Consider the following 24,004-nt stretch of genomic DNA (forward strand, 5'->3'; position numbering starts at 1 on the left):
GTAATCGCGCTGGCTACGTCGTACACCTTCTGCCATGGAGCGCTCCTGAAAATAAGGGCAAAGGTGTAAACCTTATTCAGGACGGGACACCTGAAATGAAAAAGCCCGGTCTCTGGACCGGGCTTTTTTATGTCAGGGGTATGCCAGTTGTAGGGCGATTTCAATCGCCAAGCAGGCCGGAGGTGTGCTCCGGGGTGTTGAGAGGGGCCGCTGCGCCGCCCTTGGCGAATGAATTCGCCCCTACAACAGAGCCTTCGGCCTTGGCCAACTGCTGATCCAGGTACTCGTAGGCGATATGCAGTGCCTGCTCGATATTGAAGCCATCGCCCGACAAGGCGCCGCGCAGCCACAGGCCGTCGATCAGCGCGGCCAGGCCACGGGCAGCAGAGCGCGCCTGGTCCTGGGGCAAGGCGCGGCGCAGTTCGCAGCAGAGGTTGGAGTAGAGCCGGTGATCGTTGATGCGCTGCAGGCGACGCAGGGAGGGCTGGTGCATGCTCGCGGCCCAGAAGGCCAGCCAGGTCTTCATGGCCGGTCCGCTGACCTGGCTGTCGTCGAAGTTGCCGGCGACGATCGCCCGCAGGTGCGCGCGCGGGGTATCTTCGCGCAGGCCGGCGCGGCGCTGGCGCACGGCGCTGCTCAGGGCGCCCATCAGGTGGCGCATGGTCGCTTCCAGCAGGCCGTTCTTGTCCTGGAAGTAGTGGCTGATGATGCCATTGGAGACGCCGGCGATGCGGGCGATGTAGGCGATGCTGGCATCGCTGAGGCCTACCTGGTCGACAGCTTCGAGGGTGGCCTGGATCAACTGCGAGCGGCGGATCGGCTGCATTCCGACCTTGGGCATCGGGTATTTCCACCATTTTGTGCGGGAATTGGGAGCGCGCAGTCTAGGGGGAAATTGATTGATCGATCAATCGATGGGGTTGATCGTTGTTGGAGCGTTCTTACTGTAGGGGCGATTTCAATCGCCAAGCAGGCCGAAGGTCTGCCCTGCAAACGTGAAAGGGGCAGCTGCGCCGCCCTTGGCGAATGAATTCGCCCCTACAAAGAGCCTGCCCCCCACAAAAGCAGAACGCCCCCGCGGGCGATGGCCGGCGGGGGCGTTCTGGAGCAAGGAGGCTGCTTACTTCAGCCACTCATCCACACGTTGCGGGTTCTTGGCGATCCACTCCTTGGCGGCCGCTTCCGGCTTGGCGCCTTCGCGGATGGCCAGCATCACTGCACCCACTTCCTCGCCGCTCCAGGAGAATTTCTTCAGGAATGCGGTGGCGTCGGCGGCCTTGGCTTCCAGGCCAGGGTTGACCACGGTGTCGACGTGCTCGTCATCGCCATAGACTTTTTTCGGGTCTTCCAGGAAGCGCAGCTTCCATTTGGCGAACATCCAGTGCGGAATCCAGCCGGTCACCACGATCGGCTTCTGCGCTTTCTCGGCGCGGGTCAGGGCGGTGGCCATGGCCGGGCCGGAGCTGGGCATCAGCTTGATATCGAGGTTGTATTGCTTGATGGCGTCTTCGGTGCGGCGCATCACGCCCGCGCCCGCGTCGATGCCGGTGATCTTGCCGTCGAAGTCGGCCTTGTAGGTGTTCAGGTCCTCGATGGATTTGGCTTGCACGTAGTCAGGGACGATCAGGCCGATCTTGGCGCCCTTGTAGTTGGAGCCCAGCACGACGACCTTGTCCTTCAGCTTTTCGAAGTACTCGCCGTGGGTAGCGGGCAGCCAGGCCGAGAGGGTGGCATCCAGGTCGCCACGGGCCACGCCCTGCCACATGATCGCTGGCTCGACGGGCTTCAGTTCGACGCCATAGCCGAGCTTCTCCTTGAGGATTTCGCCCGCGACGTAGGAAGCGGCGACGCTGTCGTCCCAACCGTTCACGAAGCCGATCTTCAGGGTGGGTTTATCCGCGGCGTTGACCATGCCCATGCCAAGGGCAAGGGTGGCGACGCCGAGGGTCTTCAGACACAGGGATTTCAACTTGCGCATACGTATTGCTCCATCAGGTGGGATTGGCAGCCAACTACGTGGTCGATGGCCCGTTCTCTGGCGGGTTCGCGACAGTGCCCGTCGTGGCCCGTTGCCGGGCCACGATTGGCGAATTGCAAGGAAACAGGCTCCGGAGCGGAGCCCGGGAATTACAGGCCGATGTGTTTCTTCACGGCAGCGGCGCCGTCCTGGCCATCATAGGTGGTAACGCCAACCAGCCACTTGTCGAGCACGGCCGGGTTGGCCTTGAGCCAGCCGGTGGCAACTTTCACCGGGTCTTCCTTCTCGAGGATCTTCTCCATCAGCTGGCTTTCGATCTCGACACTGAACTGCAGGTTGTTCAGCAGTTTGCCGACGTTGGCGCAGCGCTGCTCGTAGTCCGGCGGTACCACGGTGAAGACCTTGGCGGCGCCAAAGTCCGGGCCGAACACATCATCGCCGCCAGCCAGGTAGGTGATGTCGAACTGGGTGTTCATCGGGTGAGGTGCCCACCCCAGGAATACCACCGGTTCCTTCTTCTTAACCGCGCGCTGCACCTGGACCAGCATGCCGGCTTCGGACGACTCGACCATGCGGAATTGACCCAGGTCGAACTGGTTGCCCTTGATCATCTTGTCGATCAGCAGGTTGCCATCGTTACCCGGTTCGATGCCGTAGATCTTGCCGCCCAGCTGGTCCTTGAACTTGGCGATGTCCTGGAAGCTCTTCAGGCCGGCATCAGCTGCGTAGGTGGGAACTGCCAGGGTGTACTTGGCACCTTCCAGGTTCGGGGTCGGCAACACCTTCACGCCGTTGTCCTTGGTGAAGGGCTCGATCACCGCGTCCATGGAGGGCGCCCAGTAGCCGAGGAAGACGTCGATCTGCTTGTTCTTCACGCCGGTGAAGGCGATGGGCACGGACGCCATGATCTTGCGCGGGGTGTAGCCCAGTCCTTCGGTCAGCACCATGGCCACGCCGGTGGTGGCGGCGATGTCGGCCCAGCCGATCTCGGCGAAACGGACCTGCTTGCAGCTCTGCGGCTCCTGAGCCCAGGCACCCTGGGTCAGCGCGCAGGCCAGCAGGCCCAATGCAGCGACTTTCTTCATTTTTTTCATTAGCGACTCCCTGACATTGAAAAGGTGAAGCGTTCTTAGTGCGCTTGCTGCCGCTGCAGTTTGGCTCCGAGCCGGCCAAAGACACGACCGCGGGTCGTGGTCTGGCGAGTACCGAAGCTTTCGGTGATGCGGTCGAGAATGATCGCCAGCAGTACCACGGCCATGCCGCTTTCGAAGCCCAGGCCGATGTCCAGGCGCTGGATACTGGCGAGTACGTCGTTACCCAGACCGCCGGCGCCGACCATCGACGCGATGATCACCATGGACAGCGCCATCATGATGGTCTGGTTCACGCCGGCCATGATCGACGGCATGGCATTCGGCAGCTGCACTTTGTATAGCAGTTGCCAGCTGTTGCAGCCGAAGGATTGACCGGCCTCGACGATTTCCTTGTTCACCTGGCGGATACCCAGGGCGGTCAGTCGCACCGCCGGCGGCATGGCGAAGATCACCGTGGCGATGATGCCGGGCACGCGGCCGAGGCCGAAGAGCATGGCCGCGGGGATCAGGTAAACGAACGCCGGCATGGTCTGCATGAAGTCCAGGACTGGGCGGATGATCACCGCCACGCGCTCACTCTTGGCGGCCCAGATGCCCAGCGGAATGCCGAGCAACAGGCTGATCAAGGTGGAGGAGAAGGTCAGGCCGAGGGTGACCACGGTCTGCTCCCAGAAGCCCGTGAGGACGATCAGGATCAGCGATGCGGCGGTGAACAGGGCGAACTTGACGCCGATGCGCCAGAGACCGAGGCCGACGAATACGGCGATCAGCACCCAGGCCGGCGGCCACATCAGGAAACGCTCGATCAGCTCGGAGAAGCCGCTGACCACGTTGCCGACGCTTTCGAAGGCGCCGCTGTAGTTTTCGAGCAGGTGCTGGACGACGTCATTCACCCAGCTGCCAAGATCCAGTTTCTCGCTCATCGTCATTCTCCCCGCAGGCGGCTCAGCAGGCGGCCTTTGCTGATCGCACCGCTATAGCGGCCACTCTGGTCGACCACCGGGATCGGCCCCTCGTTGATCACCAGGCGCTGGATGACGCTGTCGAGCGGCAGGTCTTCCGGTACCGGATCGATGTGCTTGAGCAGGCTCTGCTCCAGGTCCAGGGTGCGGCCACCCTCGACCAGCAGCGCGATCTTCTCGAGGCTGATGGAGCCACGGAAATTGTTCTTCTCGTCGACGATGAAGGCGTAGTGCTTGTCCATGGCCTGCAGCTTCTGGCAGACCGTCTGCGCGTCCGGCGCCTTGCCGTTGTGCACGAACAGCGGAACGCTGTCGGACTTGAGCTGGCCGGCGGTGAGGTAGCGGCTGGTATCGACCGTGTTGAAGAAGTTGCGCACGTAGTCGTTGGCGGGGTTTTCGATGATCTCCTGGGGCGTGCCCACCTGGATCAGCTTGCCGCCTTCCATGATGCCGATGCGCGAACCGATGCGCATGGCTTCCTCGATATCGTGGGAGACGAAGATGATGGTGCGGCTGTGCTTCTTCTGCAGGTCCAGCAACACATCCTGCATCTCGCGACGCTTGAGCGGGTCGAGGGCGGAGAAGGCCTCGTCCATGATGATCATCGACGGGTCAACGGCCAGGGCGCGGGCCAGGCCGACACGCTGCTGCATACCGCCGGAAAGCTCATGGGGGTACTTGTGCGCGAAGCTGGCCAGGCCGACCTGTTCCAGCACTTCCATGGCGCGCTTCTCGCGTTCCTTCTTGCCCTTGCCGGCCACTTCCAGGCCGAAGGCGGCGTTGTCCAGCACACAGCGCGAAGGCATCAGGGCGAAGGACTGGAACACCATGCTCATGTCGCGACGACGCAAGTCGATCAATTGCGACGTGGGTAGCTTGGCGACGTTCTGCCCGTCGATGAACACGTCACCGGCGGTAGGTTCGATCAAGCGGTTGATCAAGCGAATCAAGGTCGACTTGCCCGAACCCGACAGGCCCATCAGCACGAAGATTTCACCTTCGTTGACGCTGAAAGACACATCGCTGACGCCAATCACGGCGCCGCGCTCAGCCAGAATCTTTTCCTTGCTCCAGCCCTGCTTGAGTAAATCGATTGCTTCTTGTGGTTGTTGCCCGAAAACCTTGTACAGGTTTTGAACCACGATCTTTCCAGACTGCATGGGATATTTCCCCTTCAGTAGACATCCAGGACAGCTACACGGAGCCAGAACTGGCGCTCGACGACGCTCAGTCCGGTGATGCCGACTGTCTTGCCTGTGTGGATAACAATGTTTCGAGAACCTCGCAGCCCTCTGGCAGTGTTACGAAACCCATTCCCTGGGCGGGTTCTGCACCTCGGTCCGAGGTGCGCGTACTTCCGAAATTTCTTATTAGGCCGACCTCTACTCGGGGGGAGGCCGCCGCTTGTGTTCTTCGGTCCGGAGCGGAGTGCTCACGGTCTGCCGGTTCACGGGAACCGACAGCGACGAAATCGGGTGACTCAACGATAAAGCCTTGAGGCCTTGGCAATTGTCGGTTTGCGACGTTCATATGTTGCGCGACGACATGGCCCATGGATATCGCTGGATGGGACGCATCAGGGTGCTTTGGCCTGTGTGAGGGCCAACGGCAGCGGGCTGCCGTCGCGCGCGGTAACACCCTGTAGCCAGGCAGACAGGGTGTCGGGATTGGCCTTCAGCCACGCCTTTGCTTCGCGTCGGCGGTTGGTGCTTTGATTCAGTATGGCCTCCATCAGGTGGTTCTCCATGGCCAGGCTGAACTTGAGGTTCTTCAACAGTAGCCCGAGGTTCGGGCACTCCTGGGTCAGGCCCTTGCGCACGTTGGTGTAGACGGTCGCGCCGCCGAAATCGGGGCCGAACCAGTCGTCGCCGCCGGCCAGGTAGTGCATGTTCAACTGGTTGTTCATGGGGTGCGGCTCCCAGCCGAGGAACACCGCCCACTGGTTGAGGTGCTCGGCGCGTTTGACCTGCGACAGCATGCCGTTCTCGCTCGACTCCACCAGTTTGAAGTCGGCAAGGCCGAAAGCGTTCCCTTTGATCATCTTGTCGATCAGCTTGTTGCCGTCGTTGCCCGGCTCTATGCCGTAGATCTTCCCGCCCAGCTGCTGCTTGAACTTCGCCAGGTCGGCGAAGCTTTTCAATCCGCCATCCCAGGCCGCCTGGTTCACTGCCAGGGTGTACTTGGCGCCGGTAAGGTTGGCGCCGAGGTTTTCCACCGTGCCCTTTTCCAGGTAGGGGCGGACGTCGTTTTCCATGCTCGGCATCCAGTTGCCGAGGAACACGTCGATCTTGCCTTCGCCAAGGGCCTTGTAGGTGTCGGGCACCGACAGACGCTTGACCTTGGTGACGTAGCCGAGCTCGCTCAGCACATGGCGGGTGACGGCGGTCGTGACGGTGATGTCGCTCCAGCCGACGTCGGCGAAATGCACCGTGGAGCAGCGTTCGGGATCGGCGGCTGCCAGGGTGGCCTGGGTACTGAAGAGGGAGATGGCCAGCAGCGACGCTGCCAGCAGGGGAGTGGTGGGTCGAGTCATGGGAGGGGTCCATCCACAGCAGGATTTATTGTCGTTTTCCGGACTCGCGTGGCTGTCGGACTGCTGCAGGCCCCCGCCCCCGGGCGCGGGAATGATGCGGGCCAGACGCATCGCCTGACTACCGACTCGGTCGCAGTCAGAACTTATCTGTCGCGGGTGACATAGGAAAGCTGTTGCTCAGTCGCGACGACTCTCTGTAGGGGCGAATTCATTCGCCAAGGGCGGCGCAGCTGCCCCAACTGGCCGTGCTGGGCAGACCTTCGGCCTGCTTGGCGAATGAATTCGCCCCTACAAGGACAGAGCGAACCATCCTCGGCCGCGGCGTATTTGGATACGAGCAAGTCGGTGTGGGAAGTCCGCGCTTCGGTGAAATGCCGATCATGTCGCCAAGTGTCATTCCTACCGGAGTTTTACCTGTGGCCATCAGCGTGTTCGACCTGTTCAAGATCGGTATCGGCCCTTCCAGCTCGCACACCGTGGGCCCGATGCGGGCAGCGGCGCTGTTCGCCACGGCGCTGCGCGAGCGCGGCCTGCTGGCGCAGGTGACGCGCGTCGAGGTGCGCCTGTACGGCTCGCTGTCGGCCACCGGCGTTGGCCACGGCACCGACCGCGCGACCCTGGTGGGGCTGATGGGCGAATGGCCGGACCAGGTCGACCCGAAACAGATCGCCCCGCGCATCGAGGCGCTGAAGGAAGCCCGCGAACTGCTGCTGGCCGGCAGTCATCCGGTGGCGTTCGACTGGCAGCGTGACCTGTTGCTGCTCGACGAGAACCTGCCGTATCACCCCAACGCCATGACCTTGATTGTCGAAGGCGCGACAGGTGAACTGCACCGCGACACCTACTACTCCGTCGGCGGCGGCTTCGTGGTCGACGAGGCCCAGGCCAAGGCCGGGCAACTGGATCAGGACGCCACCGAACTGCCCTACGACTTCTCCAGCGCCGAGGAGCTGCTGGTGCTGTGCCAGCGCCATAACCTGCGCATTTCGGAACTGATGCTGGCCAACGAGAAGGCCTGGCGCAGCGAGGCGGAGATCCGCGCCGGGCTGCTGAAACTCTGGGACGCCATGCAGGAATGCGTAAGCAACGGCCTCGGCCACGAAGGCATCCTCCCCGGCGGGCTGAATGTGCGCCGCCGCGCGGCCAAGCTGCACCGCAGCCTGCAGGAGCTGGGCAAGCCCAACGTCATCGGCAGCACCATGAGCGCCATGGAGTGGGTGAACCTCTACGCCCTGGCGGTGAACGAGGAAAACGCCGCCGGCGGACGCATGGTCACCGCGCCCACCAATGGCGCGGCCGGAATCATTCCGGCGGTGCTGCACTACTACATGCGCTTCAACCCCGAAGCCAATGACGACGACGTGGTGAATTTCCTCCTCGGCGCCGCCGCCGTCGGCATCCTGTGCAAAAAGAACGCGTCCATCTCCGGTGCCGAAGTCGGCTGCCAGGGCGAAGTGGGCTCGGCCTGCGCGATGGCGGCAGCCGGCCTGGCGGAAGTGCTGGGGGCGACCCCGGCGCAGCTGGAGAACGCCGCCGAGATCGGCCTGGAGCACAACCTCGGGCTGACCTGCGACCCGGTCGGCGGGCTGGTGCAGGTGCCGTGCATCGAGCGCAACGCGATTGCCGCGGTGAAGGCGATCAACGCCGCGCAGATGGCCCTGCGTGGCGACGGCGAGCACTTCATCTCGCTGGACCAGGTGATCCGCACCATGCGCGACACCGGTGCCGACATGCATGACAAGTACAAGGAAACCTCGCGCGGCGGCCTGGCGGTCAGCGCCATCGAATGCTGAGCAGTCATCGACCAGCCTGACTGCCGCTGCCCCGTCCTGGTGCGCAAAGCGATGGAAATGGCGGTGACTGGACGGTCAATGAATGAATCGTCCGTCTGTTACTGAAGGTTGTGTCCTACGGCACGGGGTGACATTCGCTGACACCCCCAGTGCTACCTAAGTCCACAGGCCCCAGGACGCGCGGGCTCTGGCGGTCGCAAACAGAATGATTCTGTCGCTCTCACCTAGGCCCAATGGCATGGGCCTTGGATGAAATCCGCCATTTTTAATTGAATGACCAATCAAGTTAGGCACGACCTTTGCCTAGATTTGGTATCACCTGGTTTAGCCGTACCAGGCCATAACAAAAAAGCCCCGAAAACGGGGCTCCGCCCGTGCCTAGTCTGAGGGTTTCGCGAATGTCACAGTTCAACCAAGGGGCTCAACCCCAGAACCGTGTTCCCCAGTCCATCGGTTTCCTGCTGCTGGACAACTTCACCCTGATTTCCCTGGCGTCCGCGGTGGAGCCGCTGCGCATGGCCAACCACCTCTCCGGTCGCGAACTCTACCGTTGGTACACCCTCAGCCAGGGTGCCCGCCCGGTCAGCGCCAGCGACGGCCTGCAGATCACCCCCGACAGTGGCCTGGACAATGCTCCGGCCCTGGATGCCGTGATCGTCTGCGGCGGTGTCGATATCCAGCACAGCGTCAGCCGCGAACACGTGCAGTGGCTGCAGTCCCAGGCTCGCCAGGGCCGCCAGCTGGGCGCCGTGTGCACCGGCAGCTGGGCGCTGGCCAAGGCCGGCCTGCTCGATGGCTTCGAGTGCAGCGTGCACTGGGAGTGTCTGGCTGCGATGCAGGAGGCCTTCCCGCGTGCCGGCATCACCACCCGCCTGTTCTCCATCGACCGCAATCGCAATACCTCGTCCGGCGGCACTGCGCCCATGGACATGATGCTGCACCTGATCGCCCGCGAGCATGGTCGCGAACTGGCGGCGGCGATCTCCGAGATGTTCATCTACGAGCGCATCCGTAACGAACAGGATCACCAGCGCGTCCCGCTCAAGCACATGCTCGGCACCAACCAGCCGAAGCTGCAGGAAATCGTCGCGCTGATGGAAGCCAACCTTGAAGAGCCCATCGACCTCGATGAGCTGGCCACCTACGTCGACGTCTCGCGCCGGCAGCTGGAGCGCCTGTTCCAGAAGTACCTGCACTGCTCGCCTTCGCGTTATTACCTGAAGCTGCGCCTGATCCGTGCGCGCCAGCTGCTCAAGCAAACCGCCATGTCGATCATCGAAGTGGCTTCGGTGTGCGGCTTCGTTTCCACACCGCACTTCTCCAAGTGCTACCGCGAGTACTTCGGCATTCCGCCGCGCGACGAACGCGCCGGCCAGAACGCCAATGTGGTGGCCCTGATGCCGGTGCCGGACGAACTGGTACGCAATGCACCGTCCACCGCCGGCGTGGCGCTGAGCCGCGCCCAGGGCGAGTCCACCTTCGCCAGCGTGCGGGTGGTGTAACGCACCTCCCTTGGCGAATGAGGAGCCTGTAGGGGCGAATTCATTCGCCAAGGGCGGCGAAGCTGCCCCATTCAGGACCAGAAGGGCGGACCTGCGGCCCGCTTGACGATTGAAATCGCCCCCACAAGGTTTCGAATGATTTTGCGGCAACAAAAAAGGGCGCCAATAGCGCCCTTTTTCATGGCCGGATATACTGCCGCTCAGCGCGGCACCAGTGCCGGCAGCAGCGTGCGTGAAATGGCTTCACGCACGTTCGGCAGCAGGGTGGCGCTGCCACCCAGCAACTCTTCCACCAGGCGGCGCAGCGCCAGTGCGCGCTCCGGGCTGAGACCGCTCACCGCCTGCTCGCAGGCCTGCTCGGCGCTCACCCCTGGCGGGATGCTGATTCCCAGCGCCACCAGGCGCTCGCGAAAGTCTTCCTGGTCGATCAGATCGGCATGCATCATCGCGCTATTCCTCCGCGTCAGGTGCTGCGCGATCAGCGCAGCACGCCCTCTTCCAGCAACAGTTTGAAGATAGCTTCGGCGCCCGCTTGCGGCGAGACGTCCTTGAGTACCTGGCCGCCACCGCCGGATGCCTTGGCGGTGGCCGCCTTCATCCGCTCGGCGCCGGTCTTGGCCTTGATCACCTTGAGCCGCTTGGGTCGCGGACGGGCCGGCTGCAGCTGGGCCTCGGCGAACATTACATCCTCCACGAGCTCGACGTCTTCCGCTTCGACGCGGCCGCGACGGGCCGGACCGAAGGCGCTCTGGCGAGCGGTGGGCGCGGCGTTGTCGACGCTGGCGAGGAAGGGCAGGCGAACCTTCAGGCGGCGACGTTGGCCCCGGGGCAGGGCTTGCAGCACCTGGGCCACACCATTGTCGACTTTCTCCACCTCGGCCAGGCCCACCACCAGCGGCCAGCCCAGGCGTTCGGCCAGCAGGTAGGGCAGCAGCCCCGAGCCTTCGCCGGTTTCCGCCTGACTTCCGGTAAGGACGAGTTGGGCACCGCTCTCGCGGAGGAAATCCCCCAGCGGGTGCAGCGCATCGTCCTGCGGTCCCTGTTCCAGGACGATCAGCTCATCCAGCCCCATGCCCAGATAGGCGCGCAGGGCTTCTTCCTGGGGATCGCCGGCATGCACCACGCGCAGGCGCGGGCCTGCCAGGCGCAGGCCGAGTTCGACGGCGCGGGCGTCCTGGTCAGCTCGGCGCGCGCGGCCCGAAGTGGGGTGCGCGCCGATGGAGACCAGGCTGACGATCTTGAGTGCGTCATGCGGCATCGCGTGCCCCTCCCTGACGGTATTCGGTGGCCAGCTGGATCAGCGCGGCGAGGATGGCGCCCGAGTCGCCGATCACCGAGAGATCGGCGCGTTTGATCATGTCGCAACCCGGGTCCATGTTCACGGCCACCACCTTGTCGCAGGCGCCGATGCCCTGCAGGTGCTGGATGGCGCCGGAGATACCCACGGCCAGATAGACCCGTGCGGTGACCCAGGTACCGGTGGCGCCCACCTGGCGATTGCGCGGCATGAAGCCGTCGTCCACCGCCACGCGGGAAGCCCCTTCGGTGGCGCCGAGGGCGCCGGCCGCTTCGTGGAACTGTGCCCAGTCCTTCACCCCATTACCGCCGGAGAGGATGAACTCTGCCTCGGCCATGGGGATCTGCGCCGGGTCCACGGCCACGGGGCCGAGGTCCTCGATGCGCGGCAGGCTGTGGGCGATGTTCGCCGTCAGTTCCAGCGAACGGGCTTCATGACGGGTTTCGCTTACCGGTTCCGCACATTCGACGGCGGCGAGGATCAGGCGCGGCACGGCGCGGACCAGGTCCTCGCGGCCTGCACCGGCACGGCCAGTGGCTTGTTCGTTGGCGACTTGCCAGACGCGCGTGGCCGGGCGTTCGCCCAGCTTCGCGGCCAGGCGGCGGCCCAGTTCGCCGCCACCGGTGCGGCTGTCGGGTAGCAGCCAGTGACGCGGTGCCAACTGGCTTTCCACGGCGCTCAGGGCCAGCACGCGGGCTTCCGGTGCGTAGCCGTCGAAATCGCTGCCGGCAATGCGCAGGATGCGGTCGACGCCGGCGGTGTCGAAGGCGGATTCCTTGTCCTCGCCGAAGAGCACGGCAACCACCGCTCCTTCGTTGCCGGCCAGCTTGTTCGCCAGGCCGAGGAGGTCCTTGTCATGGCTGGACAGACGGCCACCGACCATGTCCGGTACGACGCAGATATGGAACGCCGGCTGCTCGATCACGTGCAGCGGCAGCTGTACCACTTCGCTGGCCGCGCTGCGCTTGCCGGCGGTGCCCTGTTGGGCGCCACTGCGGTCTATGCGCTTGAGGCCGTTGGGGCCGATGAAACCGGCGGCAGCGGCGTGGGGATTCTTGCGAAGCAGGCCGTTAGGGCCCATCCAGCTCGTCTGTCCCTGGGTCTGCATGGCGGCATGCAGCGGGTGCAGGCGATTGCGGGCGATCCACTCGGCACGCGGGTCGCGGCGGATGATGTCGCTCATGCGATGGACTCCTGCTCAGGTACAGAATGTCCCCTCTCCCCTGTGGGGGAGAGGGTTAGGGTGAGGGGGTAATGGGTGGGCACGGAGCTGCTGCCGAACACCCTCACCCCCGGCCCCTCTCCCAGAGGGAGAGGGGAGAAGAGCGACGGGAGAAGTGGGCTGTAAGTACCCATCACGCCACCTCCACAGCAGCTTTAGCCGCCGACGGCTTTTTTGCTTCCACCGGCACCTCGATCAGCACGTCGGCCACCAGTTCGGCGATGTCCTTGATCTCCGGGCGCGGAGCGACCACGCCTTCGAGCATCGCGGTGCACTGCGGGCAGCCGACAGCCACGAGCTCGGCGCCGGTTTCCTTGATATCCACCATGCGCATATCGGGAATCCGCTGCTTGCCGGGGATGTCGGTGATCGGTGCGCCACCGCCACCGCCGCAGCAACGGGAACGGAAGCCGGAGCGTTCCATTTCCTTAACCTCGATGCCGATGGCCTTGAGCACGGCGCGCGGCGCTTCGTACTCGCCGTTGTAGCGGCCGAGGTAGCACGGGTCGTGGTAGGTCACGCTGCCGCCCTTGTGCTGGCCGAGGCTGAGGCTGCCGCCTTGCATCAGTTCGTTGATGTAGGTGCTGTGGTGCAGGACTTCGTAGCTGCCACCCAGGGCGCCGTACTCGTTCTTCAGCACATGGAAGCTGTGCGGATCGCAGGAGACGATTTTCTTGAAGCGGTACTGGTTGAGGGTCGCGATGTTGCGTTTGGCCAGTTGCTGGAAGGTGGCTTCATCCCCCAGGCGCCGGGCCACGTCACCGCTGTCGCGTTCTTCCAGGCCGAGTACGGCGAAGTCGACGTTGGCGGCTTTCAGGACTTTGACGAAGGCGCGCAGGGTGCGCTGGTTGCGCATGTCGAAGGCCCCGTCGCCAACCCAGAACAGCACGTCGGCCTGTTTCTTCTCGCTCATCAACGGCAGGTTCAGGTCCGCGGCCCAGTTCAGGCGGCCGCCGGGGGCGAAGCCGCCGGGGTTGTCGGTGGCGATCAGGTTTTCCAGCACCTCGGCACCCTTGTTCGGGGTGGCGCCCTTCTCCAGGGTGAGGTGGCGGCGCATGTCGACGATGGCATCGACGTGCTCGATCATCATCGGGCATTCCTCGACGCAGGCACGGCAGGTGGTGCAGGACCAGAGGGTGTCCGCTTCCACCAGGCCCTTGCCGCCCTGGACCACGATCGGCTGGTGCGGGCCACCAGCGTGTTCGCCCAGCGGGATGCCCGGATAGGGACTGCCGGCGAACTTGGCGTCATTGCCGCCAGCCAGGCCGATGACCATGTCCTGGATCAGCTTCTTCGGGTTCAGCGGCTGGCCGGCAGCGAACGCAGGGCACACGGCCTCGCACTTGCCGCACTGCACGCAGGCGTCGAAGCCGAGCAGTTGGTTCCAGGTGAAGTCGGTGGGTTTCTCGACGCCGAGCGGTGCCTCGGGATCGTTCAGGTTCAGCGCCTTGAGACCGGTGGAGCGGCCGCCGCCGAAGCGCTCGGCACGGCGGTGCCAGGCCAGGTGCAGCGCGCCGGCGAAGGCGTGCTTCATCGGGCCACCCCAGGTCATGCCGAGGAACAGTTCGGACACGCCCCAGGCCACGCCAATGGCGAGGATGCCGGCGAGGAACCAGCCGCCGAAGCCTTCTGGCAGGATGCCCGCCACCGGCAGCGTCGCGATGAAGAAGCTCGCCGCGAACATCAGCAGGCTCTTCGGCAGGCGCATCCACGGACCCTTGGACAGGCGGGACGGCGGGTCCAGACGGCGTTTGGCGACGAAGAGGGCGCCCACGAACATCAGCACGGTGGCGGCAAGCAGGGCGAAGCCGAGGATCCGGCTCTGCAGGCCGAAGCCGTGTACCGCGATTGCCAGCACGGCCGACAGCACGAAGCCGCCGGCGGTGGCCACGTGGGTCTTGGACATGTACTTGTCGCGCTCGACCACATGGTGCAGGTCCACCAGGTAGCGGCGCGGCATCTTCATCAGGCCGCCGATCCAGTCGACCTTGGAGGGTCGGCCCCGGCGCCACATGAAGAAGCGCTTCGCGGCGCCCAGCACGGCAAGTGCCAGGGCGGCGAAGAGCAGGATGGGAAGAAGGGTGTTCAGCATTGTTGGTCTCCTACCGGGACCTGAAAGCGGCACGGATGGCTCCCTCTCCCCGTGGGAGAGGGCTGGGGTGAGGGGAGCGTGGCGTCACTGGAAATCCGTGCCGGTCCTCGCCATCCCTCACCCCCGGCCCCTCTCCCAGAGGGAGAGGGGAGCGTCCATCAGAAGTCCTTGCACAGACGCAGAGCGTCGTAGATCGCCGCGTGGGTGTTGCGCTGGGCCACGCAGTCGCCGATACGGAACAGCAGGTAACCGTCGCCGGGCTGGCTCAGGCAGGGCTGCGGCTTGATGGCGAATAGCGCCTCGACGTCGATCTGGCCCTTGTTGCGCGAACCGTCCTTGAGCGCGTAGTACAGGCTCTCGTCCGGACGCACGCCGTTCTCGATGACGATCTGGTCCACCACGCGCTCTTCGCGAGCGCCGGTGTACTCGTTCTCCAGCACCGCCACTACCTTGTCACCCTCGCGGTAGACCTTCTCCAGCATCAGGTCGCCGGTCATGATCACTTCCTTGGGGTACATGCTGCGGTAGTAGGTCGGGAAGGTGGTGCCACCCATGGCGATGCCCGGCTTGATGTCGTCGGTGACGATCTCCACCTGGGCGCCCTTGTCGGCCAGGAAGTCCGCCGCCGACATGCCTCCGAACTCGCAGATGGTGTCGTAGACCAGCACATTCTTGCCCGGCGCCACGGTGCCGTTGAGCACGTCCCAGCTGCTCACCACCAGGCCTTCTGCCGCGCCCCAGTGCTCGTTCTGCTCCAGGAACGGATGACCGCCGTTGGCCAGGACGACGATGTCCGGCTTGAGGTCGAGGATGGCTTCCGGGTTAGCCGCGGTGCCCAGGCGCAGATCGACGCCGAGGCGCGCGATTTCCAGCTGGTACCAACGGGTGATACCGGCAATCTGGTCACGTTGCGGTGCCTTGGAGGCGATGGTGATCTGGCCGCCGAGCTGGTCCTTCTTCTCGAACAGGGTCACGTCGTGGCCGCGCTCAGCCGCCACGCGGGCCGCTTCCATGCCAGCCGGGCCACCGCCGACGACGACTACCTTGCGCTTCACGCCGGTGGTCTTCTCGATGATGTGCGGCACGCCCAGGTATTCACGGGAAGTCGCGGCGTTCTGGATGCACAGTACGTCCAGCCCCTGGTACTGGCGGTCGATGCAGTAGTTCGCGCCGACGCACTGCTTGATCTGATCGATCTGGCCCATCTTGATCTTGGCGATCAGGTGCGGGTCGGCCATGTGGGCGCGGGTCATGCCCACCATGTCCACATAGCCGCCTTCCAGGATACGGGTGGCCTGGTTCGGGTCCTTGATGTTCTGCGCATGCAGGACGGGGACGTTGACCACTTCCTTGATGCCGGCTGCCAGGTGCAGGAACGGCTCCGGCGGGAAGCTCATGTTCGGGATCACGTTGGCCAGGGTGTTGTGGGTATCGCAGCCTGAGCCGACCACGCCGAGGAAGTCGATCATGCCGGTGTCGCTGTAGTACTTGGCGATCTGCTTCATGTCCTCGTGGGACAGGCCGTCCGGGTGGAACTCGTCACCGCAGATACGCATGCCGACGCAGAAGTCGTCACCGACTTCGGCGCGCACGGCCTTGAGCACTTCCAGGCCGAACTTCATGCGGCCTTCGAAGGTGCCGCCCCACTCGTCGGTACGCTTGTTGACGCGCGGGCTCCAGAACTGGTCGATCATGTGCTGGTGCACGGCGGACAGCTCGACGCCGTCCAGGCCGCCTTCCTTCGCCCGGCGCGCGGCCTGGGCGTAGTTGCCGATCACACGCCAGATCTCTTCCACCTCGATGGTCTTGCAGGTGGCGCGGTGCACGGGCTCGCGGATGCCGGACGGCGACATCAGGGTCGGCCAGTTGAAGCCGTCCCAGCGGGAGCGGCGACCCATGTGGGTTATCTGGATCATGATCTTGGCGCCGTGCTTGTGCATGGCGTCGGCCAGATTCTGGAAGTGCGGGATGATGCGGTCGGTGGACAGGTTCACCGAGCTCCACCATTCCTGCGGGCTGTCGATGGCGACCACCGAGGAACCGCCGCAGATGGCCAGGCCGATGCCGCCCTTGGCCTTCTCCTCGTAGTACTTCACGTAACGCTCGGTGGTCATGCCGCCATCGGTGGCGTAGACCTCTGCGTGGGCGGTGGACAGCACACGGTTGCGGATGGTGAGTTTGCCGATCTGGATCGGCTGGAACATTGCTTCGAATGCCATTGCCCTAGCCTCGCCTTACAGAGGTTTGACGATGAACAGGCCGTCGTCGTGGCCTTCCTCGGAGCCGCCGTACACCTGCTCGGCGACGGTGCGGACACTGCTGCCACGGGCCTGGAGGATCTGGTCCATGGCCCCGGCGAACCAGCCGGTGAACATGTAGTCGACTTTGCGACCGACCTTGCCGTACACGTACACGAACGCAGAGTGCTTCAGGCGCACCTGGGCGGTGCCCTTGTCGAGGTCGATGGATTCGATCTGGAACAGGCCCCAGCCGCGCTGGGACAGGCGCTTCATGTAGTGCTCGAACACCGCCACGCCTTCCAGGCCATGGCATTCGGCTTCCTTCTCGCACCAGTGCCAGGCGGACTTGTAGCCGGCCTTGTAGAGGATTTCGGCGTAGCGCTCCGGGCCCAGCTCGGCTTCGATGCCCATGTGGTTGTTCACGAAGAAGTGACGGGGCACGTACAGCATCGGCAGGGCGTCGGTGGTCCATACACCGGTTTCGCTGTCGACTTCGATGGGCAGTTCGGGGGCGTGTTTGGCCATGTTGTTTTAGCTCCGGAATTCGATTTGGGCCCGGCTGCGGGCTTCATTAACCCCCTCTCCCTTTGGGAGAGGGTTGGGGTGAGGGTTTGAGGGGTTGCGAGCGGGATTCGACATCCCTCACCCCCGGCCCCTCTCCCATAGGGAGAGGGGAGAAGAGCGGTTACTCGCCCCAGACGTCCTTCAGTACGCGAACCCAGTTCTCGCCCATGACCTTGCGCACCACGCGCTCGGGCATGCCGCGCTTGAGCAGGGTTTCGGTGAGGTTGGGGAATTCGCCCACGGTGCGGATGCCCAGCGGGTTGACGATCTTCCCGAAGTTGGTCAGGCGGCGGGCGTAACCCTTGTCGTGGGTCAGCCACTCGAAGAATTCCTTGCCATGGCCCTGGGTGAAGTCGGTACCGATGCCGATGGCGTCTTCGCCAACGATGTTCATCACGTACTCGATGGCTTCGGCGTAGTCATCGATGGTCGAGTCGATGCCCTTGGCCAGGAAGGGAGCGAACATGGTCACGCCGACGAAACCGCCGTGATCAGCGATGAACTTCAGCTCTTCGTCGGACTTGTTGCGCGGATGTTCTTTCAGCCCGGACGGCAGGCAGTGGGAGTAGCAGACGGGCTTCTTGGATTCGAGGATGACTTCTTCGGACGTCTTGGAGCCCACGTGGGACAGGTCGCACATGACGCCGACGCGATTCATCTCGGCAACGATCTCGCGGCCGAAGCCGGAGAGGCCGCCGTCGCGCTCGTAGCAGCCGGTGCCGACCAGGTTCTGGGTGTTGTAGCACATCTGCACGATGCCCACGCCCAGCTGCTTGAACACCTCGACGTAGCCGATCTGGTCTTCGAACGCATGGGCGTTCTGGAAGCCGTAGAGAATGCCGGTCTTGCCCAGTTCCTTGGCCTTGCGGATGTCGGCGGTGGTGCGCACCGGGATCACCAGGTCGCTGTTTTCGCGGATCAGCTTGTTGCTCGCGGTGATGTTGTTCACCGTCGCCTGGAAGCCCTCCCAGACCGACACGGTGCAGTTGGCTGCGGTCAGGCCGCCCTTGCGCATGTCTTCGAAGAGTTCACGGTTCCACTTGGCGATGATCAGACCGTCGATGACGATGCTGTCGGCGTGCAGTTCGGCTGGGCTCATCAGGCTGTCCCCTGTTATCCATGCGCCGAATCTTCTGCCGGCGCTTTGAGGGGAGCATATCCCTGGGGAATTCGGCGCTATCGCGCAAAAGCGACCGGGGTATTGCCGAAAGCGTCAAGCCGGTCGCTAATGGGCAAGCGGGGTTCGGAACTGCCGTTTTTACGGGGCGTACAGCCAACTCAGCAGCAAACCACAGGTCCGCCCGTCGCCAAGTGCCTTCGCCAACCACCTATAAAGGAAGGTACGGAGCGCTCCGTCGGCCTGCGTCGGTTTCAGAATGCGCAGGGTCGCTGGGGTGAAATTTCCGAATGACGGGGATGGCAAGCTCCCCGAATGTCCCGACGAGCGCGCGTAGATGTGCTTCGGGGCGCTAGGACGGCCACCACAGACCACGCTCCGTGACGTGGTGAGTGAGCCGCAGCCGAGACCTCCGGACGATGAACGGCACTGCCCTGTCGTCCGCGAAGCAGAGGAACGCTGTATGCCCGATGAGACGCTTCACCTGCCTCTGATCCATAGCGTGCTGGAGCGCGAGAAGGACACCCCTGGTGCCCTGCTGCCGATCCTTCACGCCATCCAGGAAGGCGCGGGTTACATCCCAGTCGTCGCCATTCCCGAAATCGCCCACGCCCTGAACCTCAGCCTGGCTGAGGTGCGTGGGGTGATCAGCTTCTACCACGATTTCCGTACCACACCGCCGGCGAGCCATACCCTGCGCCTGTGCCGTGCCGAGTCCTGCCAGAGCATGGGCGCCGAGCGCCTCGCCGCGCAGTTGCGCGAGCAACTGGAGCTGGATGACCACGGCACCAGTGCCGACGGCCAGATCAGCCTGCGGCCGGTCTACTGCCTGGGCGCCTGCGCCTGTTCGCCCGCCCTGGAGCTGGACGGCCGCCTGCACGCGCGCCTCACCCCGGAGCGCCTGAGTGCGCTGGTGAAAGGCTGCCTGGAGGACGGTTCATGCTGACGCTGTGCATCTCCTGTGATTCCGTCGCCCGTGCCGTCGGCGCGGACGATGTGGCAACGGCGCTCGCCCGTGAAGCCGAACAGCGCAAGCTGCCACTGGACATCCGGCGCACCAGTTCCCGTGGCCTCTACTGGCTGGAACCGCTGCTGGAGCTGGATAGCGCCGAAGGGCGCCTGGGCTTCGGTCCGATTGCACCCGAGGATGTGCCCTCGCTGCTGGACGCCCTGCAGGGCGATGCCAGTACCCATCCGCTGGCCCTGGGGCCGGTGGAGGAACTGCCGTACCTGAAGAGCCAGCAACGGCTGCTCTTCGCCCGCGCCGGCATCACCCGGCCGCTGTCCCTGGATGACTACCGCGCCCACGGCGGTTTCGAAGGGCTGGCGCGCGCGATTGGTTTGAGCGGCGATGACGTCGTCACCGCCGTGCTGGATTCCGGCCTGCGTGGTCGGGGCGGTGCGGCCTTCCCGGCAGGCATCAAGTGGCGCACCGTGCGTGGCGCCGCCTCCTCGCAGAAGTACGTGGTCTGCAACGCCGACGAAGGCGACTCCGGCACCTTCGCCGACCGCATGCTGATGGAGGGCGACCCCTTCCTGCTGATCGAGGGCATGGCCATCGCCGGCCGCGCCGTTGGCGCCACCATGGGCTACATCTACGTGCGCTCCGAGTACCCGCAGTCGGTGGATAACCTGCGCGCGGCCATCGAGATCGCCCGTGAGGCCGGCTACCTCGGCGCCAACGTCGGTGGCAGTGGCCTGGCGTTCGACCTGGAAGTCCGTGTCGGTGCCGGTGCCTACATCTGCGGCGAAGAAACCGCTCTGCTGGACTCGCTCGAAGGCAAGCGCGGCGTGGTCCGTGCCAAGCCACCGCTGCCGGCGCTGCAGGGCCTGTTCGGCCTGCCGACGCTGGTCCACAACGTGCTGACCCTGGCCTCGGTGCCGGTCATCCTCGCCCGTGGTGCGCAGTTCTACCGCGACTTCGGCATGGGCCGCTCGCTGGGCACCATGCCCTTCCAGCTGGCCGGCAATATCCGTCACGGCGGCCTCGTGGAGCGCGCCTTCGGCCTGACCCTGCGCGAGCTGGTGGAAGGCTATGGCGCTGGCACTGCCAGTGGCCGCCCGCTGAAGGCCGCGCAGGTGGGCGGCCCGCTGGGCGCCTGGGTGCCCCCGTCGCAATTCGATACGCCGCTGGACTACGAGGCCTTCGCCGCCATGGGCGCGATGCTCGGTCACGGTGGCGTGGTGGTGGCCGACGACACCCTGGACATGGCCCATATGGCCCGCTTCGCCCTGGAGTTCTGCGCTGAGGAGTCCTGCGGCAAGTGCACGCCATGCCGCATTGGCTCGACGCGCGGCGTGGAAGTGGTGGACCGGCTGATCGCCGCCACGGACATCACCGCCCGCGAAGAGCAGGCCCTGCTACTCAGGGACCTCTGCGACACGATGACGTACGGCTCGCTCTGCGCCCTGGGTGGCATGACCGCCTTCCCGGTGACCAGCGCGCTCAAGCACTTCCCTGCCGACTTCGGTCTTGAGCCCGTGGAGGCCGACCAATGATCAACATCTTCGATCCCGCCAGCGATATCGATCTCGGCACCCCGGCCCGCGAAAGCGAGGTGCAGGTCAGCCTGAGCATCGACGGTCGTGAGATCAGCGTGCCGGCCGGCACCTCGGTCATGCGTGCCGCCGCGCTGCTCGGCACCACCATTCCCAAGCTGTGCGCCACCGACAGCCTGGAAGCCTTCGGTTCCTGCCGCATGTGCCTGGTCGAGATCGACGGCATGCGTGGCTATCCGGCCTCCTGTACCACGCCTGTGACCGAAGGCATGGTGGTCCACACCCAGACGCCCAAGCTCGCCACCCTGCGCCGCAACGTGATGGAGCTGTATATCTCCGACCACCCGCTGGACTGCCTGACCTGCTCGGCCAACGGCAACTGCGAACTGCAGACCGTCGCCGGCCAGGTGGGCCTGCGCGAGGTGCGCTACGGCTACGACGGCGCCAATCACCTGGATGAGCAGAAGGACGTCTCCAACCCCTATTTCGACTACGACCCGAGCAAGTGCATCGTCTGCAACCGCTGCGTGCGCGCCTGCGAGGAGACCCAGGGCACCTTTGCCCTGACCATCAGCGGCCGTGGTTTCGAGTCCCGCGTGGCGGCGGCCGGTGGCGAGAACTTCCTCGACTCCGAATGCGTGTCCTGTGGCGCCTGTGTACAGGCCTGCCCGACCGCCACCCTGATGGAAAAGAGCGTGGTCGAACTCGGCCAGCCGGAACGCAGCGTCATCACCACCTGTGCCTACTGCGGTGTCGGCTGTTCCTTCCGCGCCGAAATGAAGGGCGACCAACTGGTGCGCATGGTTCCGGACAAGAACGGCCAGGCGAACCACGGTCACTCCTGCGTGAAAGGCCGCTTCGCCTGGGGTTATGCGACCCACCCGGACCGCATCACCAAACCGATGATCCGCAAGCACATCGAAGATCCCTGGCAGGAAGTCAGCTGGGAAGAAGCGGTGAACTACGCGGCCAGTGAATTCCGTCGCATCCAGCTCAAGTACGGGCGCGACTCCATCGGCGGCATCACCTCCAGCCGCTGCACCAACGAAGAGACCTACCTGGTGCAGAAGCTGGTGCGCGCCGGCTTCGGCAATAACAACGTCGACACCTGCGCCCGTGTCTGCCACTCGCCCACCGGTTACGGTCTCAAGCAGACGCTCGGAGAATCCGCTGGCACCCAGAGCTTCGACTCGGTGATGCAGGCCGACGTAGTACTGGTGATTGGCGCCAACCCCACCGACGCCCACCCGGTGTTCGGCTCCCAGCTCAAGCGCCGCCTGCGCGAGGGCGCGCGGTTGATCGTCATCGACCCGCGCCGTATCGACCTGGTGGATTCGCCCCACGCCCGCGCCGACCTGCACCTGGCGCTGCGACCGGGCACCAACGTGGCCATGCTCAACGCCCTCGCCCACGTGATCGTCACCGAAGGCCTGGTCAAACAGGACTTCGTCGACGCCCGCTGCGAAGCGACTGACTTCGCCCGCTGGCGCGATTTCGTCAGCCTGCCGGAAAACTCCCCCGAGGCCATGGGGCCGATCTGTGGAGTGTCGCCTGACGACATCCGCGCCGCTGCGCGGCTCTACGCCACCGGCGGCAACGCGGCCATCTACTACGGCCTGGGCGTGACCGAGCACAGCCAGGGCAGCACGTCGGTAATGGGCATCGCCAACCTCGCCATGGCCACCGGCAACATCGGCCGCGAGGGCGTCGGGGTGAACCCGCTGCGTGGCCAGAACAACGTGCAGGGCTCCTGCGACATGGGTTCCTTCCCCCATGAACTGCCCGGCTATCGCCATGTCTCCAACGACGCGGTGCGCCACCAGTTCGAACAGGCCTGGGGCGTTACCCTGCTGCCTGATCCGGGCCTGCGCATTCCCAACATGTTCGAGGCGGCGCTCGGCGGCACCTTCAAGGCGCTCTACTGCCAGGGCGAGGACATCGCCCAGAGCGACCCCAACACCCAGCACGTCACCGCCGCCCTGTCGGCCATGGAGTGCGTGGTGGTGCAGGACATCTTCCTCAACGAAACCGCCAAGTTCGCCCACGTCTTCCTGCCGGGCAGCTCGTTCCTGGAAAAAGACGGCACCTTCACCAACGCCGAGCGGCGTATCTCCCGCGTACGCAAGGTGATGGACCCGCTGGGCGGCAAGGCCGACTGGGAGGCGACGCAGCTGCTGGCCAACGCCCTCGGCTACAAGATGGACTACAAGCACCCGTCCCAGATCATGGACGAGATCGCCAGCCTGACCCCGACCTTCACCCGCGTCAGCTACGCCGAGCTGGATCGTCACGGCAGCCTGCAATGGCCCTGCAACGACGCCGCGCCGGATGGCACGCCGACCATGCACATCGAGGAATTCGTGCGGGGCAAGGGGCGCTTCATGCTCACTGGCTACGTGCCTACGGAAGAGAAGGTCAACAACCGCTATCCGCTGCTGTTGACCACCGGCCGCATCCTCAGCCAGTACAACGTCGGCGCCCAGACCCGGCGCACCGACAACGTTGCCTGGCATGAAGAGGACCGCCTGGAGATCCACCCGACCGATGCCGAGAGCCGGGGCATCAACGAGGGCGATTGGGTGGGCGTGGGCAGCCGCGCCGGACAGACGGTGCTGCGCGCCAAGGTCAGCGAGCGAGTGGCGCCGGGGGTGGTGTACACCACCTTCCACTTCCCCGAATCGGGGGCCAACGTGATCACCACCGACAACTCCGACTGGGCCACCAACTGCCCGGAATACAAGGTGACGGCGGTGGAGGTGACGCGGGTCTACCACCCTTCCGAATGGCAAAAACGCTATCAAGAGTTCAGTGACGAACAGCGGCGCCTGCTCAAGGACCGCCGCAGGACCGAAAAAGTCGAGGTACGCCGATGAGCACCGACAACCTGATCAAGATGGCCAACCAGATCGCCCAGTTCTTCGCCTCCGAGCCGGACAAGGAGCAGGCCGTGAAGGGGGTGCGTACGCACCTGCAGAGCTTCTGGACGCCGGCCATGCGCATCGAGCTGATGGCCTGGCAAGTGGAGCATCACGGCGAATGTCTGCACCCCCTGGTGCAGCAGGCGCTGGCGGAGCAGGGGAGGGCGGTTTAGCCCTGCTCAGGGCTTGCAGG

19 protein-coding genes are annotated in these 24,004 nt (G+C 64.7%); 6 read left to right on the forward strand and 13 right to left on the reverse strand.

Annotation, left to right across the window (positions count from 1 at the left end; genetic code table 11):
• Window positions 1-160: 160 nt before the first annotated feature.
• From betI to choX, 6 genes are all read right to left on the reverse strand, one after another.
• Window positions 161-841, reverse strand: coding sequence for a transcriptional regulator BetI (gene betI / locus MnOB_RS00005; RefSeq protein ID WP_234358176.1), 681 nt, complete (start codon window positions 839-841; stop codon window positions 161-163).
• Between the two features lie 279 nt (window positions 842-1,120).
• Entirely contained in the window at window positions 1,121-1,978 is an 858-nt protein-coding gene (locus tag MnOB_RS00010; protein WP_077520401.1) for a glycine betaine ABC transporter substrate-binding protein, read from the reverse strand.
• A 149-nt stretch (window positions 1,979-2,127) separates the two neighbouring features.
• Window positions 2,128-3,072 carry a choline ABC transporter substrate-binding protein gene (locus MnOB_RS00015; protein WP_077520404.1) on the reverse strand — a complete coding sequence of 315 codons (945 nt, stop codon included), beginning with the start codon at window positions 3,070-3,072 and terminating at the stop codon, window positions 2,128-2,130.
• Between the two features lie 35 nt (window positions 3,073-3,107).
• Entirely contained in the window at window positions 3,108-3,995 is an 888-nt protein-coding gene (locus MnOB_RS00020) for an ABC transporter permease (protein ID WP_077520407.1), read from the reverse strand.
• A 2-nt stretch (window positions 3,996-3,997) separates the two neighbouring features.
• The gene (locus tag MnOB_RS00025) at window positions 3,998-5,194 is read right to left on the reverse strand and encodes a quaternary amine ABC transporter ATP-binding protein (protein WP_077520410.1); all 1,197 of its coding nucleotides are present in this window, start codon (window positions 5,192-5,194) and stop codon (window positions 3,998-4,000) included.
• A gap of 416 nt (window positions 5,195-5,610) precedes the next feature.
• Entirely contained in the window at window positions 5,611-6,567 is a 957-nt protein-coding gene (gene choX / locus MnOB_RS00030) for a choline ABC transporter substrate-binding protein (protein ID WP_077520412.1), read from the reverse strand.
• A gap of 416 nt (window positions 6,568-6,983) precedes the next feature.
• Between choX and MnOB_RS00035 the strand changes: the two genes are divergently transcribed.
• Entirely contained in the window at window positions 6,984-8,360 is a 1,377-nt protein-coding gene (locus MnOB_RS00035) for an L-serine ammonia-lyase (RefSeq protein ID WP_077520415.1), read from the forward strand.
• 398 nt (window positions 8,361-8,758) lie between these two features.
• A complete protein-coding gene (gbdR, locus tag MnOB_RS00040) occupies window positions 8,759-9,862 on the forward strand; it encodes a choline metabolism transcriptional regulator GbdR (RefSeq protein ID WP_077520418.1) in 1,104 nt (367 codons plus the stop codon).
• Window positions 9,863-10,062: 200 nt separating this feature from the next.
• Here gbdR and MnOB_RS00045 read toward each other — a convergent pair whose 3' ends face one another.
• From MnOB_RS00045 to MnOB_RS00075, 7 genes are all read right to left on the reverse strand, one after another.
• The gene (locus MnOB_RS00045) at window positions 10,063-10,308 is read right to left on the reverse strand and encodes a hypothetical protein (RefSeq protein WP_077520421.1); all 246 of its coding nucleotides are present in this window, start codon (window positions 10,306-10,308) and stop codon (window positions 10,063-10,065) included.
• 32 nt (window positions 10,309-10,340) lie between these two features.
• Window positions 10,341-11,120, reverse strand: coding sequence for an electron transfer flavoprotein subunit beta (etfB, locus tag MnOB_RS00050; protein WP_077520425.1), 780 nt, complete (start codon window positions 11,118-11,120; stop codon window positions 10,341-10,343).
• Entirely contained in the window at window positions 11,110-12,342 is a 1,233-nt protein-coding gene (etfA, locus tag MnOB_RS00055; RefSeq protein ID WP_077520428.1) for an electron transfer flavoprotein subunit alpha, read from the reverse strand. Before etfA ends, etfB begins: the two co-directional genes overlap by 11 nt.
• A 172-nt stretch (window positions 12,343-12,514) precedes the next feature.
• Entirely contained in the window at window positions 12,515-14,473 is a 1,959-nt protein-coding gene (gene dgcB, locus MnOB_RS00060) for a dimethylglycine demethylation protein DgcB (protein WP_077520431.1), read from the reverse strand.
• A 158-nt stretch (window positions 14,474-14,631) separates the two neighbouring features.
• Window positions 14,632-16,692: a dimethylglycine demethylation protein DgcA gene (gene dgcA / locus MnOB_RS00065; protein ID WP_077520434.1), complete on the reverse strand. Its 2,061-nt coding sequence runs from the start codon at window positions 16,690-16,692 to the stop codon at window positions 14,632-14,634.
• Window positions 16,693-16,707: 15 nt separating this feature from the next.
• Window positions 16,708-17,238, reverse strand: a complete 531-nt coding sequence (locus MnOB_RS00070) for a DUF5943 domain-containing protein (RefSeq protein WP_077520436.1) — start codon at window positions 17,236-17,238, stop codon at window positions 16,708-16,710.
• 160 nt (window positions 17,239-17,398) lie between these two features.
• Window positions 17,399-18,376 (reverse strand): dipeptidase, encoded by a 978-nt coding sequence (locus MnOB_RS00075; protein ID WP_044871141.1) that lies wholly within the window; start codon window positions 18,374-18,376, stop codon window positions 17,399-17,401.
• A gap of 481 nt (window positions 18,377-18,857) precedes the next feature.
• On the opposite strand from MnOB_RS00075, the gene MnOB_RS00080 reads away from it, so the two are divergent.
• From MnOB_RS00080 to MnOB_RS00095, 4 genes are read left to right on the forward strand one after another with little or no spacing between them, the layout of a single operon-like run.
• Window positions 18,858-19,340, forward strand: a complete 483-nt coding sequence (locus MnOB_RS00080) for a formate dehydrogenase subunit gamma (protein WP_077520439.1) — start codon at window positions 18,858-18,860, stop codon at window positions 19,338-19,340.
• Entirely contained in the window at window positions 19,334-20,893 is a 1,560-nt protein-coding gene (locus tag MnOB_RS00085; RefSeq protein ID WP_077520442.1) for a formate dehydrogenase beta subunit, read from the forward strand. The genes MnOB_RS00080 and MnOB_RS00085 overlap by 7 nt, the downstream gene beginning before the upstream one ends.
• On the forward strand, window positions 20,890-23,766 hold the full coding sequence (fdhF, locus tag MnOB_RS00090) for a formate dehydrogenase subunit alpha (RefSeq protein ID WP_077520444.1): 2,877 nt from the start codon (window positions 20,890-20,892) through the stop codon (window positions 23,764-23,766). The genes MnOB_RS00085 and fdhF overlap by 4 nt, the downstream gene beginning before the upstream one ends.
• Window positions 23,763-23,984 carry a formate dehydrogenase subunit delta gene (locus MnOB_RS00095; RefSeq protein WP_077520446.1) on the forward strand — a complete coding sequence of 74 codons (222 nt, stop codon included), beginning with the start codon at window positions 23,763-23,765 and terminating at the stop codon, window positions 23,982-23,984. Before fdhF ends, MnOB_RS00095 begins: the two co-directional genes overlap by 4 nt.
• The last annotated feature ends 20 nt before the right edge of the window (window positions 23,985-24,004 follow it).

It is taken from the genome of Metapseudomonas resinovorans, from assembly GCF_002003485.1.
GTDB classification, from domain to species: domain Bacteria; phylum Pseudomonadota; class Gammaproteobacteria; order Pseudomonadales; family Pseudomonadaceae; genus Metapseudomonas; species Metapseudomonas resinovorans_D.

What these genes read in the sequence shown, in the direction of transcription:
- betI (WP_234358176.1), bottom strand. Translation starts at nt 841, where the DNA reads ATGCCCAAGGTCGGAATGCAGCCGATCCGCCGCTCGCAGTTGATCCAG.
- MnOB_RS00010 (WP_077520401.1), bottom strand. Translation starts at nt 1,978, where the DNA reads ATGCGCAAGTTGAAATCCCTGTGTCTGAAGACCCTCGGCGTCGCCACC.
- MnOB_RS00015 (WP_077520404.1), bottom strand. Translation starts at nt 3,072, where the DNA reads ATGAAAAAAATGAAGAAAGTCGCTGCATTGGGCCTGCTGGCCTGCGCG.
- MnOB_RS00020 (WP_077520407.1), bottom strand. Translation starts at nt 3,995, where the DNA reads ATGAGCGAGAAACTGGATCTTGGCAGCTGGGTGAATGACGTCGTCCAG.
- MnOB_RS00025 (WP_077520410.1), bottom strand. Translation starts at nt 5,194, where the DNA reads ATGCAGTCTGGAAAGATCGTGGTTCAAAACCTGTACAAGGTTTTCGGG.
- choX (WP_077520412.1), bottom strand. Translation starts at nt 6,567, where the DNA reads ATGACTCGACCCACCACTCCCCTGCTGGCAGCGTCGCTGCTGGCCATC.
- gbdR (WP_077520418.1), top strand. Translation starts at nt 8,759, where the DNA reads ATGTCACAGTTCAACCAAGGGGCTCAACCCCAGAACCGTGTTCCCCAG.
- MnOB_RS00045 (WP_077520421.1), bottom strand. Translation starts at nt 10,308, where the DNA reads ATGATGCATGCCGATCTGATCGACCAGGAAGACTTTCGCGAGCGCCTG.
- etfB (WP_077520425.1), bottom strand. Translation starts at nt 11,120, where the DNA reads ATGCCGCATGACGCACTCAAGATCGTCAGCCTGGTCTCCATCGGCGCG.
- etfA (WP_077520428.1), bottom strand. Translation starts at nt 12,342, where the DNA reads ATGAGCGACATCATCCGCCGCGACCCGCGTGCCGAGTGGATCGCCCGC.
- dgcB (WP_077520431.1), bottom strand. Translation starts at nt 14,473, where the DNA reads ATGCTGAACACCCTTCTTCCCATCCTGCTCTTCGCCGCCCTGGCACTT.
- dgcA (WP_077520434.1), bottom strand. Translation starts at nt 16,692, where the DNA reads ATGGCATTCGAAGCAATGTTCCAGCCGATCCAGATCGGCAAACTCACC.
- MnOB_RS00070 (WP_077520436.1), bottom strand. Translation starts at nt 17,238, where the DNA reads ATGGCCAAACACGCCCCCGAACTGCCCATCGAAGTCGACAGCGAAACC.
- MnOB_RS00075 (WP_044871141.1), bottom strand. Translation starts at nt 18,376, where the DNA reads ATGAGCCCAGCCGAACTGCACGCCGACAGCATCGTCATCGACGGTCTG.
- MnOB_RS00080 (WP_077520439.1), top strand. Translation starts at nt 18,858, where the DNA reads ATGCCCGATGAGACGCTTCACCTGCCTCTGATCCATAGCGTGCTGGAG.
- MnOB_RS00085 (WP_077520442.1), top strand. Translation starts at nt 19,334, where the DNA reads ATGCTGACGCTGTGCATCTCCTGTGATTCCGTCGCCCGTGCCGTCGGC.
- fdhF (WP_077520444.1), top strand. Translation starts at nt 20,890, where the DNA reads ATGATCAACATCTTCGATCCCGCCAGCGATATCGATCTCGGCACCCCG.
- MnOB_RS00095 (WP_077520446.1), top strand. Translation starts at nt 23,763, where the DNA reads ATGAGCACCGACAACCTGATCAAGATGGCCAACCAGATCGCCCAGTTC.